10 protein-coding genes are annotated in these 12,579 nt (G+C 69.6%); 7 read left to right on the top strand and 3 right to left on the bottom strand.

Annotation, left to right across the window (positions count from 1 at the left end):
- Positions 1 to 1,278: dihydrolipoyl dehydrogenase (gene lpdA, locus VGV13_15350; protein ID HEV8642467.1), on the top strand; the 1,278-nt coding region annotated here is incomplete at its 5' end.
- A gap of 207 nt (positions 1,279 to 1,485) precedes the next feature.
- Here the strand turns inward: lpdA and VGV13_15345 are convergent.
- On the bottom strand, positions 1,486 to 1,965 hold the full coding sequence (locus tag VGV13_15345) for a DUF456 domain-containing protein (GenBank protein ID HEV8642466.1): 480 nt from the start codon (positions 1,963 to 1,965) through the stop codon (positions 1,486 to 1,488).
- A 54-nt stretch (positions 1,966 to 2,019) separates the two neighbouring features.
- Here VGV13_15345 and VGV13_15340 point away from each other — a divergent pair, with 54 nt between their 5' ends.
- Genes VGV13_15340 through VGV13_15330 form a run of 3 tightly spaced genes read left to right on the top strand, consistent with a single transcriptional unit; the run spans position 2,020 to position 5,004 of the window.
- Positions 2,020 to 3,600, top strand: coding sequence for a rhodanese-like domain-containing protein (locus tag VGV13_15340; GenBank protein ID HEV8642465.1), 1,581 nt, complete (start codon positions 2,020 to 2,022; stop codon positions 3,598 to 3,600).
- On the top strand, positions 3,597 to 4,442 hold the full coding sequence (gene sseA, locus VGV13_15335) for a 3-mercaptopyruvate sulfurtransferase (GenBank protein ID HEV8642464.1): 846 nt from the start codon (positions 3,597 to 3,599) through the stop codon (positions 4,440 to 4,442). Before VGV13_15340 ends, sseA begins: the two co-directional genes overlap by 4 nt.
- Before the next feature lie 10 nt (positions 4,443 to 4,452).
- Positions 4,453 to 5,004 (top strand): cysteine dioxygenase family protein, encoded by a 552-nt coding sequence (locus tag VGV13_15330; GenBank protein ID HEV8642463.1) that lies wholly within the window; start codon positions 4,453 to 4,455, stop codon positions 5,002 to 5,004.
- Between the two features lie 63 nt (positions 5,005 to 5,067).
- Here the strand turns inward: VGV13_15330 and VGV13_15325 are convergent, their stop codons facing one another.
- Both VGV13_15325 and VGV13_15320 read right to left on the bottom strand, forming a co-directional pair.
- Positions 5,068 to 5,763: an HAD family phosphatase gene (locus VGV13_15325; GenBank protein HEV8642462.1), complete on the bottom strand. Its 696-nt coding sequence runs from the start codon at positions 5,761 to 5,763 to the stop codon at positions 5,068 to 5,070.
- Between the two features lie 338 nt (positions 5,764 to 6,101).
- On the bottom strand, positions 6,102 to 7,079 hold the full coding sequence (locus VGV13_15320; protein ID HEV8642461.1) for an SGNH/GDSL hydrolase family protein: 978 nt from the start codon (positions 7,077 to 7,079) through the stop codon (positions 6,102 to 6,104).
- Between the two features lie 373 nt (positions 7,080 to 7,452).
- Between VGV13_15320 and VGV13_15315 the strand changes: the two genes are divergently transcribed.
- From VGV13_15315 to VGV13_15305, 3 genes are read left to right on the top strand one after another with little or no spacing between them, the layout of a single operon-like run.
- Positions 7,453 to 9,711: a cache domain-containing protein gene (locus VGV13_15315; GenBank protein ID HEV8642460.1), complete on the top strand. Its 2,259-nt coding sequence runs from the start codon at positions 7,453 to 7,455 to the stop codon at positions 9,709 to 9,711.
- Positions 9,708 to 10,157 carry a response regulator gene (locus VGV13_15310; protein HEV8642459.1) on the top strand — a complete coding sequence of 150 codons (450 nt, stop codon included), beginning with the start codon at positions 9,708 to 9,710 and terminating at the stop codon, positions 10,155 to 10,157. Before VGV13_15315 ends, VGV13_15310 begins: the two co-directional genes overlap by 4 nt.
- Positions 10,158 to 12,566, top strand: coding sequence for a response regulator (locus VGV13_15305; protein ID HEV8642458.1), 2,409 nt, complete (start codon positions 10,158 to 10,160; stop codon positions 12,564 to 12,566).
- Positions 12,567 to 12,579: the final 13 nt, after the last annotated feature.

The following is a 12,579-nucleotide window of genomic DNA, read 5'->3' as shown; positions in this document are numbered from 1 at the left end:
GTCGTGGACGCGGGCAAGCGTCTGGGGGGCGCCTGTCTCTACGAAGGCTGCATCCCGTCGAAGGCGCTGCTCCACGTCGCCGCCGTCCTCTCGGAGGCCGAGCGCGCCAGGGAGTTCGGCGTCGACTTCGGCGAGCCCCGGATCTCACTGGACGCGCTGAGCAAGTGGAAGAACGAGCACGTCGTCGGCAAGCTGGCCCGGGGCCTGGCCGGGGTCGCCCGCAGCAAGGCCGTCGAGGTGGTCGGCGGCCACGCCGTCTTCGAGGACTCGCGCGGGGTCCGGGTCGAAGGCGACGAGCCCCAGAAGATCCGCTTCAAGCACGCCATCATCGCCACCGGCTCGCTGCCCGCCGCGCTGCCGGGGGTGGGCATTCAGAGCGAGCGCGTCATGGACTCGACCGCCGCGCTAGAGCTGCCCGACGTGCCCGAGCGGCTGCTGGTCATCGGCGGCGGCTACATCGGTCTCGAGCTGGGCCAGGTCTACGCGGCCCTCGGGAGCCGGGTGACGCTCGTGGAGATGACGGACGGCCTGCTGCCGGGGGTGGACCGCGACCTCGTCCAGCCGCTGGCTCGCCGCTGCGAGAAGCTCTTGGCCGCGATCCACCTGGGCACGAAGGTGACGGCGCTCGGCGAGACGGGGGCCGGCATCGAGGCGCGGCTGGGCGAGACCACGGCGACCTTCGATCGGGTCCTCGTCGCCGTCGGCCGGCGCCCGCAGACCGACGCGCTCGGCCTCGACACCACGCGCGTCCGCCCCGACGAGCGCGGCGTGATCGCGGTCGACGACCGGTGCCGGACGGCCGATCCGCGCATCTACGCGGTGGGCGACGTCACCGGCGAGCCGATGCTGGCCCATCGGGCGATGCGGCAGGGCAAGGTCGCGGCGGAAGTGATCGCCGGGAGAGCCGCGGCGTTCGACAACGTCGTCGTGCCCGCCGTCGTCTTCACCGATCCCGAGGTCGCCTGGTGCGGGCTCAGCGAGGCGGAGGCCCAGCGCACCGGCCGGGCGGTGAAGATCGCGAAGTTCCAGTGGGCGGCGTCGGGTCGCGCCGCGACCCTCGGCCGCGCCGACGGCCTCACCAAGCTGGTCGTGGACGGCGAGTCCGGGCGCGTGCTCGGCGTGGGCATCGTCGGCCCGGGCGCGGGCGAGCTGATCGCCGAGGGCGCCCTGGCCGTGGAGGGGGCGCTGACGGCGGAGGATCTGGCGGCGACCATCCACACGCACCCGACGCTCTCCGAGAGCCTGATGGAGGCCGCGGAGAGCCTGCTCCGCTCTTAATCGGAGGGGGCCTCGGCGGCCCCCTCCGAGGTCCATAGTCAGAGGGGGCCGCGCGGCCCCCTCTGAAACACCCCAGAGGATCGCGCGGGCGAAGCCCGCGCGCGACCGGTGGTTACTCCGACCTCGTCTGGCTCGTTACTTGGATCGGCACCGGCAGGGCACCCGTCGGGGCATCGCCGGAACTGGTTGGAGGCGCACTGAGAGCGGTCACCCGCGCCAGATCCACCAGACGACGAGCGCGGCCATCACGAGCGCCAGGGCGAAATGCGCCACGGCGCCGAGCAGGAGTCCGACGGCGGCGCCGACGCCGCTCTTGAGGCTCCCCTCGATCTCCCCGCTGCGCAGCAGCTCACCGGCGACGGCGCCCACGATGGGACCCAGCAGGAGGCCCAGCGGGCCGAAGAAGAGGCCGATCACCATGCCGACCAGCGCGCCGACGACCGCCCAGGCGCTGCCTCCGTACTTCCTGGCCCCCAGGGCGCCGGCGACGTGGGACGCCAGATACCCTGCCGTCGCCAGCCCGGCCAGCAGCGCGAGCCGGCCGACGCCGATCGTGGCGAAGTCGGTCGCGAACGCGTAGATGAGGGCGCCGAGGAGGATGAGCGGCGTGCCGGGGACAAGTGGCAGCAGCGAGCCCAGGAGGCCGAGCAGCAGCAGCGCGCCGACCACGACGTACACGGCGGGCATGGGGGCCATTCTATCGGCCTCTGCCCGCGATTCGGTGTAGGCTTTGGGGGCGCCATGAGGATCTCGCCCACCGAGTTGGCGTCTTTGATGCGCTCCGACACGCCCCACGCCGTCCTCGATCTCCGCGAGCGCGGCGCCTACGAGAGGGGTCATATCTTCCGCGCTACCTCGCTGCCGCGGCGGCTCCTCGAGTTCCGTCTGGCGCGGCTGGTGACGGCCTGGCCGACGACGCCCGTCGTCATCTACGACGACGACGGCGGGCGTCTGGCCGAGCTGGCGCGGCCGGCGCTCGCCGACATGGGCTACGCCGACGTGCGGGTATTGAGTGGCGGCCTCGACGGGTGGCGGGCCGCCGGCCGCCCGATCGTGGAAGGCGTCAACGTCCCCAGCAAGGTCTTCGGCGAGCGCGTGCTGCACGAGATGAAGACGCCTCAGATGTCGCCGCAGGAGCTGCAGGCCAGGAGGCAGCAGGGCGCCGACCTGGTGATCGTGGACGCGCGGACCCCGGAAGAGTACGCGCGGGGCTGCGTGCCCGGCGCCGTCAGCGTGCCGGGCGGCGAGCTGGTGTTGCGGATCGGCGAGCTGGTGCAGCGGCCCGACAGCACGATCGTCGTCCACTGCGGCGGCCGCACGCGCTCCTTCATCGGGGCCGAATCGCTGCGGCGGATGGGGCTGCCCAACCCCGTGGTGGCGCTCGAGAACGGCACGATGGGCTGGGAGCTGGCGGGGCTCCGGCTCGAGCGCGGCGCCAGCCGCTGGGCGCCGCCGGCCTCCGCGCGCAGCCGGGCCGGGGCGACGCTGGCCGCCAAGCGTATCGCGGCGGCGGACGAGATCCGTTTCGTCTCGCCGGACGACCTCGGGCGTCTCCGGGAGCGGCACCCGCAGGAGAACGTCTTCATCCTCGACGTGCGCACGTCGGAAGAGTACGCGGCGGGTCACGTCGCCGGCGCCGTCTGGGCGCCGGGCGGCCAGGCCGTGCAGGCCACCGACGACTACGTCGCCGTACGCGCGGGGTCGATCATCCTCGTGTGCGACGGCCTGGTGCGCTCCGTGCTGACGGCTTCCTGGCTCAAGCGCATGGGCTTCCCCGCCATCGCGGTGCTGGCCGGCGGCCTGCCCGCCTGGGAGCAGGCCGGCGGGGCGATCGAGCGCGGGCACCCCCAAGTCGTCCCCTTCGGATACGAAGCGGCGGGCGCGACCGTGGCCACCGTGGCGCCGGGCGCGCTGGGCGACGCCACCATCCTGAGCGTGGATCAGAGCGACGCCTACCAGCGCGCGCACGTGCCCGGCGCCGGATGGCTCTGCCGGAGCCGGCTCGAGCTACGCATCGGCGACCTCGTACCCGACAATTCGGGACCGCTGATCGTCACCTGCGCCGACGGGCTTCATTCGACCCTGGCCGCGGTCACCCTGAGCCGGCTCGGGTACACGCGGGTGAGCGTGCTCGACGGCGGCACGCGCGCCTGGATCGCCGCGGGTCTTCCCGCCGAGAGCGGGCCGACGCGGATGCTGGACGAGCCGGACGACGTGGTGCTGAAGCCGTACGATAAGGGGCGGCAGGCGATGGAGGCCTATCTCAGGTGGGAAGAGGCGCTCGACCCCGAGGGGCGCAGCCCCTACACGCTGACGCGATGACGGCCGCCCTGGAGTCCCTCGTCAGCACCGACTGGCTGGCCGCGCACCTCGGCGATCCAGACCTCCGCGTGGTCGATGCCACCTGGTACCTGCCGCACCTCAAGCGCGACGCGCGGGCGGAGTTTGTCCAGGCCCACGTCCCCGGGGCCGTCTTCTTCGACATCGACGCGATCGCCGACAGGAAGACCACGCTACCCCACATGCTGCCCAGCACCGAGGAGTTCGCGCGGGCGATGGGGGCCCTGGGCATCGGCGACGACGATCGCGTGGTCGTCTATGGAGGCCGGACCTTCATCGCCTCGGCGCGCGGGTGGTGGACGTTTCGCGTCTTCGGTCACGACAACGTCGCCGTCCTCGACGGCGGCCTGCCCAAGTGGCGCGCCGAGGGCCGCCCCCTCGAATCGGGGATGCCGGCCCCGGCGCCCCGCCGCTTCACCGCGCGCTTCCGCCCCGAGCTGGTCCGCGACCTCGACCGGATGCGCGCCAACCTCGGGGGCCGCCGCGAGCAGGTGCTCGACGCCCGCTCCCCTGGCCGCTTCGTCGGCGCCGAGCCCGAGCCGCGCCCGGGGGTGCGGGGCGGCCACATGCCGGGCAGCCTGAACCTGCCCTACGAGCGGCTCTGCCGGGGGGACGGCACGCTGCTCGACGCGGCGGCGCTGCGCGGCGCCTTCGAGAAGGCGGGGCTCGATCTCGCCAGGCCGGTGGTCACCACCTGCGGCTCGGGCGTGAGCGCGGCCGTGCTGGCGCTGGGACTTCATGTGCTGGACCGCCGGGACGTTCCCGTGTACGACGGCTCCTGGACCGAGTGGGGCGGGCGCGGCGACACGCCCGTCGAGACGTGAGGAGAGAGCGATGGCCTACCTGCTGGCGAGCTTCATCGCCGACGTGGACCGGATCACCGGGCGCGAGACCTCGTCGGAGAAGATCGTCGCTCAGGTCGCGCCGCTGCTGGGCCGGCTGATCGAGAATCCCGACGCCGTCCCGCCCGAGTTCCGCCGACGCCAGACCGACGGCCGGCGCGGGCGCTACATGCTCCATCGCGCGCCGAACTTCAATGTGACCTCGGTCGTGTGGGGGCCGGGCGACACCGCCGGCGCCCATAACCACGAGACGTGGGGCGTCATCGGCGTCGTCGAGAACGAGATCCAGGAGACGCGCTACCGCCTGGCGCCGGGCCGCGAGCGGGCGACGCCGGAAGTGAAAGCGGTGCTCCGCCACCGGCCCGGCGCGGTCTCGTGCCTGCTGCCGCCGGACGACGAGATCCACGCCATGCACAACCCGACCGACCGCGACACGGTGGAGATCCACGTCTACGGGAAAGATCTGGCGGGCCTGAAGCGCCGCACGTGGGCCACCGACGGGACGGAAAAGCCCCTCGTCAGCCCGAAGTACCTGAACTGCTAGTGCCGTTCCAACTATTCGCGCCTAGGAAGGCACCGTGTACGTCGTTCGTGGACAGATTTAGTATCAACAAGTTGGAACGGCACTAGTCGAGGGCCGCTGCGGCAAGAGACCGAGCAGGGCCGGCAACGCATCGAGGCGGAGGGTCGCCTCTCGAAAGTCCTCGTCCCTGGTGGCCGGGCAGGGGACCGCGACACAGGCCATGCCGGCGGCGCGGGCTGCCAGCACCCCGTTGCGAGAGTCCTCCACGACGAGACAGCGCCCGGTCGGCACCGCCAGCCGGCGCGCGGCCTCCAGGAAGATGTCAGGGGCCGGCTTGCCCGAGGCGACCTCGACGCCGGAGACGATCGTCTCGAACAGCGAGAAGACTCCCAGTGCGGCAAGATTGGCGGCGATCACCGCCGGCACCGCCGAGGATGCCAAGGCCAACCGGTACCCACGACGGCGCGCCGCCTCGAGGACTTCGGGGACGCCGGGCATGGGCACGCACCGCCGGCGAATCAACCCCAGGGTCAGAGTGGTCAGCTCGTCCTCCAGCTCGGCGTCGCCTGGTAAGCTCGTATGGCTCTGACGCAAGTGGGCGTAAAGGTCCAGATTCCGACACCCCCGGAACCTCCGGTCGTCGGCCTCGGTATAGGCGATCCCGTAGCGTTCCAGGAGGCGCAGCACCGCTTCGAAGTTCGTCGGCTCCGAGTCCACCAGGACGCCGTCCATGTCGAAAATGACGGCAGCGACGTCGGTCAGCGGAGCAGCGCTGCTCATGAGTCGACGATCTCGGCCGGCGAGCTGGTCGTCCTAGTGTTCCGTCTGGGACGTCATGTTAACGATCGCCGCGCTCGCGCCGCTGCCGGCGGGGCCGACGCGGCACGCGCGGCAGGGATCGCGGGACCACGCGGCACGCGTCCGCTTGCCCCGTTGCGGCTGGGCTCCACCTGGGGACGCGGGGTCCGTTGCCAGCGGGCGGGAACGGGTCCCGTCGAACCCTGCCGCACGCGCCCCTCGGCCCCGGCGCCGCGTGCGGGCAGGCTCTTAACATGACTTCGAGGACGGGGCACTAGACGCCCAGAGCTTCGGGGCCCGCCGGCTGCCTCAGCGCGCCATCAGGGAGCAGTGAGGGCCAGGAACGCGGCTCCCGCGATGAAGCCGTGTCCCGCTTTCGTTGGGTGGATGCCATCCCAGAACAGGTACCGGTTCGGCGTCTTGCAGATGGCGCCCCCGATGACGCCGAACGTGAGGCAGGAGTCCTCCGCGCTCGCCAAGCCAGCGGCCTCAGGCGCAGCCATGAGGTCCTCGAATAGCTCGTTGATATCGAGGCGAACGAGCTTGATCTGTGGGAGCCCCTGCAGCGCGCTCAATACCCCATCCAGCGCGTCATTGTAGGCGGTCGTGAGCTGCGTCGCCGCGAACTGGGCGGCGGGACCGAGGGCGCGAACTACGGGCGTGATCGCGAGATTCGGCAGGCTCGGGATCAGAAAGGTCCTGGCGCCGGATACCCAGAGCGCCTGTATGTTGCCCGCCACGGCGATGATCGCCGCCTGAATGATGCCGAAGCTCGTGGCACCCGAGGGATCGCTGGCGAGAGCGTTCAAGGCATCGTCGAGGTCGTTGGCGCCGATCCAGACCACGTACAGGTCGTCGGACGACGCGTGCCCCCCGAAGTCCGACAGGAACAGCCCCACCTGAGTGCTCAGATCGAAGTCCGCGAACACGGGTGCGCCAGGGCGCGCCCTGGCCCGACCTACCGCGTAGTTGGTGAAGACGCCAGGGGCGCGAAGCGCCGGCTTGCCGCTGGTCGACAGGTGCAGGGCATCGGCGAGCTGCTCGGCCCAGGTCGCGCCATTGCTGAAATGATGACCACCGATGGCGTACGAGTCGTCCGGAATCGGAACGAACGGTTGCTGAGAGATCGTCCCGAAATGGACGAAGTGATTCCCGGCATCCGATAGGCTGTCGCCGAAGATGACGACCCTGGTGAAGTTCCCCGCGAAGGCGGAAGGCGCCAGCGGCAAGGACAGCAGGGCGATGAGAACCAGCACTCGGCTCCAGGATCGAACCGGCGTGCGCGTGGTGGCGTTCATGCTCAGCCTCCGTTCTCAGGAAAGGAAGGCGATCCGGAGCATAGGCGAGGCGCGAGGAACGGTCAAGCATAGCGATCGGCTCCCGGGCTCTTTGATGTCCCGCTTCCTGTCTGGACAAATACGGTCTCTCCGTATGCGACGACGCCTGCAATAACTGGCGCTTACATAGCCACACGATCTCGAATCAGGCGTTTCTCCGCATCTCATCCCCATCATTTGATGCGGCCAGGGTGGGAACGGTCGGAGGCCGGTCATGACGACGCAATTTCACATCACGAGGGAAGTACTGTAAAAATGGAGAAAGCACCGATCATGGATGCGGAGGACCTTCGCCGTCGCAGGGCACGAGCCTGATGGCGAGGCTGCGGGCCGCGTGAAGGCCTTCAGCGTCGCCACCAAGCTTTCCCTCATGATCGCCCTCCTGGTCATCGTGTCCCTGGGCACGATGAGCGCCTTTGCCGTCTGGGCCAGCCGCCAGAGTCTTCGCGAACAGGTCCAGTCCGCCAACTTGACCGCGGCGACGCTCGCGGCCAGGGCGGTCGAGCAATACATCGCCGACGCATCTGCCGTGATACGCGAGGCGCCTGGTCGCCCCAAGCTTCGTCAGGAGATCCGGACCGGAAACTGGCCCGAGGCCGCCAAGGTTCTCGAGAACTTCGTTCGGAACTTCCGCCAGTTCGACTACGTGTTCGTCCAGGATCGTGCAGGCGTGATCCGGGTCAGGGTCCCCCATGCCGAGACCGTGGGTCAGGATTTCTCGTTCCGCGACTTCTTCCGGGAAGCGACCCGAACGCGTGATCTTTACGTCTCCGGCGTTTATATGTCGAAGGCGGCCCCGCGGCCCGTGGTCTCGATCGCGATGCCGGTGTTGGATGACGCCGGCAGCATCGGAGGCGTCCTGGTCGGCGCGCTGTCGCTCAAGACACTCGGCCAGTTCGTGTCGACGATCGGGCTCGAGCATGGCAGCGCCGTCTACGTGGTCGACAGCCACGGGCTCCTGATCGCGCACTCGGGAGGGGTGGAGGTCGGTCCTCGCTCGGATGTGAAGGCGCAGCCGCCAGTCCAGGCCGCCTTGGCCGGAAAGCGGGGCACGATAGAGTTCCGGGAGCCGGGAGGCGACGAGCGTTTCCTGGCGGCCCATGTGCCCATCACCCGGCTGGGATGGGGCGTCGTCGCCGCGCAGCCCGTGTCGGTCGCCTATGCCGCGGCCGGTCAGCTCGGTCGGCGGTTGCTCTGGCTCACCCTGGGCTTCACGGGGGTCGCGGTCGCGCTGGGCTGGGGCCTGGCCCGCACGCTCACCGGCCCCTTGGTCCGATTCGCTGGGGCGACCAAAAGGTTGGGGGCCGGGGACTTCTCGGTTCGGGTGACTCCGGAGAGCCAGGACGAGGTCGCGGCCCTGGCCCTGTCGTTCAACGCCATGGCCGAGCAGCTCCAGCGCCGGGTGGCCGAAGCCGAGGCGTCCGCGCACGCGCTACGCGAAAGTGAAGAACGCGTCCGCCTCATCATCGAGACCTCGCTCGAGGGCGTCATCACGATGGACGTTCGGGGAGTCATCACGGGCTGGAACACCCAGGCCGAGAAGATGTTCGGCTGGTCCCGCGAGGAAGCGCTGGGGCGGAGCCTGGCGGCCACGATCATTCCCGAGCGGGATCGCGGGGCTCACGCGCGCGGCTTGAAGCACTTTCTGACCACCGGAGAGGGCCCGGTCCTGAACAAGCGGATCGAGGTCATGGCGCTCCATCGCGACGGGGGCGAGTTTCCCGTCGAGCTGGCGATCTGCGTCATCCGATCGGGCGACACGGTGACCTTCAGCGGCTTCGTCCGTGATCTGACCGCGCGCAAACGGGCCGAACGCGAGATCGAGCAGAAGACCAGGGAAGTGACAGCGCTCAACGAACGGCTGGAGCGGCGGGTGGCCGAACGCACCCAGCAGCTGGAGGCGGCCAACAAAGAGCTGGAGGCCTTCACCTATACCGTGTCTCACGACCTGAAGGCCCCCTTGCGCGGCATGGAGGGCTTTGCCCGGGCGCTCCAGGAGGACTACACCGACCGGCTCGACGAGACGGGCAGCCGCTACCTCACCATGATCCAGGGCGGTGCCCGCCGCATGGGGCAGCTGATCGACGACCTCTTGCGCTACTCGCGTCTGGAGCGGCGCGAGATGAGACAGGAACACACGCAGCTCCGGCCCCTCGTGGAAAGCCTGTGCGACGAGGTCGCCGAGGACATCAGGGCGCGGGGCCTCACCGTCCGCCTCGACCTGGCGGTGGAGGCCGTCGAGGCCGAGCGGGAAGGGCTTCGGGAAGCGCTGGCCAACCTCATCGGGAACGCCGTCAAATTCAGCCGCGCGGACGGGGGCACGATCACCATCGGTTCGCAGCAAAATGGCGGTGACGTCGTCCTCCGGGTGGCTGACACCGGGATCGGCTTCGACATGAGGTATCACGACCGGATCTTCGGCATCTTCGAGCGCTTGCACCGGCAGGAAGACTTTCCCGGAACCGGGGTCGGGCTGGCGATCGTCCGGAAGGTCGCCGAGCGGCACGGCGGGCGGGCCTGGGCGGTGTCCGAGCCCGGGAAGGGAAGCACGTTTTATCTGGCGCTCCCCGGGAGCGCGGGAGACAGTGGATGAACGAACCCCTACCGATCCTGCTCGTGGAGGACAACCCCGCCGACGTCGAGCTGACGCTCCGGGCGTTCAAGCGCCGGAAGCTCGCCAACGCCATCACCGTGGCTCGCGACGGAGAAGAAGCACTCGACTACATGCACCGGCGCGGCCACTTCGTCAACGAGGCCCCGCTGCCCGGGCTGATTCTCCTCGACCTCCGTCTCCCCAAGGTCGACGGCCTCGACGTGCTGCGCGAGATCAAGAGCCACCCGGTCTACCGCAACATTCCCGTGGTGGTGCTGACGACGTCCGCGGAGGATCGGGACATCAAGACGAGTTACGAGCTCGGGGCGGCGAGCTACATCGTCAAGCCGGTGGAGTTCGAGAAGTTCTTGGAAGTGGTCGAACGCATCGACCTCTACTGGATCCTGACCAACGTCCCCTATCCCCCGCCCGAGCGTCGGGGGTGAATGGTGGAGCCCATCCGCGTCCTCTACGTGGAAGACGATCCCAGCGACCGGGCGCTGACGCGGCGTTACCTGGAGCGCCACGCCCCTCACCTCAAGCTGACCGAGGTGGACACCGTGGCCGGCGCGCTCGACCGGCTGACCGTCGGCGATGTGGACCTGGTGCTCTCGGATTTTCGCCTCACGGACGGCACCGGGCTGGACGTCCTGGAGACGATCAAGGAGCGCGAGTTCAAGGTACCGGTCGTCCTGGTCACCGGCTCGGGGGACGCTGACTCCGCGGTCCGTCTGCTCAAGGCCGGCGCCGCCGACTATGTGGTGAAGCGTCCGGGGTATCTGGAGACGCTGCCGCCGATCCTGGAGGGCGCCTTCCGGTGGTTTCAGTCGGCCAGCGAGGTGAGGCAGCGACCCATCCGCGTGCTGTACGCCGAGCACGACCCTGGCGACGTGGAGCTCACGCGGCGCGCCTTCCGCGAGTACGGGGACCATCTCCATCTCGACGTGGTGCTGGACGGGCGCGAGGTCCTGCAGCGCCTCCGGTCCCTCCCCTACGACCTCTTGCTCCTCGATTACCGGATGCCGGACGTCACCGGCATCGAGGTGCTCAAGGCCCTCCGGAGCGAACGGATCCGGATCCCCGTGGTGATGGTGACGGGGCAGGGGGACGAGGAGACGGCGGTCGAGGCCTTCAAGCTCGGCGCGTCCGACTACATCATCAAGGGGGAGGGCTATTTCACGAAGCTTCCCTCGACCCTGGAGAACGTGCTGGCCCATCGGCGCCTGGCCGACGAGAAGGACGCTCTCCTGGTCCTCAACGGCCTGGCTCGCTCCATCGCGACCCTCCAGGATCTCGGCGAGGTGGTCCAGCTCGTGGCCCGGGCCGCCACGGAGCTTCTCAGGGCCGAGCTCGCCGTCCTCTGGCTCGCCGATGGAGTCGAGCTGCACCCGGCCGGTTGGGCGGGGGTCCCGGAATCGGCGGTGCGCGGGTTGCGCCTTCGGGTCGACCATCGGTTCCTGGATCGGGCGGTGGCGCGGCGGCACGTGGAGTTCTCGGCGTTGGTGGGAACCGCCGGGGCGCCCTCGGGGTCGTGGCTGGAGCGGGTCCGCGGGACCGTGGCGATCTCGCTGGTGGCCGGGGGCCGGCTGGTGGGCGTGCTGGCGGTCGCGACCGAGCGGCCACGCGAGTTCGGGGGGATGGAGGAGCGTCTCCTGACGATCCTGGCCGACCACGCAGCCATCGCCGTGGAGAACGCGCAGCTCTACCAGCAGCTCAAGGATCGGCTCGAAGAGCTTCAACAAACCCAGGCCCGCCTCCTTCAGACCGAGAAGATCGCCGCCATGGGACAGCTTCTGGCCGGCGTGGCCCACGAGCTGAACAATCCGCTGTCGGTCCTGATCGGGCACGCGACCCTCCTGTGCCATACGGTTGCCGAGGGGCCGCTGGCCCAACGAGCTCAGAAGATCGCCGGCGCGGCGGAGCGCTGCGCGCGCATCGTGAAGAACTTCCTGGCGCTGGCGCGCCAGCGCCCACCCGAGCGCCAAGACACCGATCTGAACAAGATCGTCCGAGAAGTCGTGGAGCTCCTGGCGTATCCGCTCAGGGTGGATAACATAGACGTCGCCCTGGAGCTGGCGCCGGCCCTACCCGTACTCTGGGCTGATGAGCATCAGCTCCGCCAGGTCGTCGTCAATCTCGTCACCAACGCCCATCACGCGTTGCGGGAGGCGGCGGGACCGCGACGAATCAGTCTGACGACCCGGCTCGAGGCGGCGCAGGCCCGCGTCCACCTGGAGGTGGGGGATACGGGCCCCGGCATTCCCGCCAAGATCCAGGAGCGGATCTTCGAGCCGTTCTTCACGACGAAGCCGCCGGGGCAGGGGACCGGCCTGGGACTCTCGCTCTGTCGCGGCATCGTCGAGAGCCACGGCGGCTCCCTGGACCTCGAGAGTGAGCCTGGCCGAGGCGCCGTCTTCCGGATCGCGCTCCCGGTGACGACGCCCGCCATCGCGGGCCCGCAGGCGCCTGACCACGAGGCCGGCTCGTCGGTCCAGGGAAAGTCGATCCTGGTGGTGGAGGACGAGACCGACGTGGCCGAGGTGTTGAAGGACCTGCTGATCGCTGATGGACATCAGGTCGAGACGGCGGCCAACGGCTTCGTCGCGCTCGACATGATCTTGACGCGCCCCTATGACTTGATCGTGAGCGACGTTCGGATGCCGGATCTCGACGGCCCCGGGCTCTATCGCGAGCTGGAGCGCCGGCGGCCGGAGCTCTGTCGTCGACTGATCTTCGCGACCGGTGACCAGCTGAGCCCGGCGACCCGGGAGTTTCTGGAGCGGGAGGCAGTCCGCACGGTGAGCAAGCCCTATGAGCTGGAGCAGCTCCGCCGGGTGATCCAGCAGAGCGCTTGAATAATTCAATATA

It is taken from the genome of Candidatus Methylomirabilota bacterium (assembly GCA_036001065.1).
Classification (GTDB): Bacteria; Methylomirabilota; Methylomirabilia; order Rokubacteriales; family CSP1-6; genus MNEF01.
Note: the sequence above shows the minus strand (reverse complement) of the source record. Positions and strands in the feature narration are given on the sequence as shown.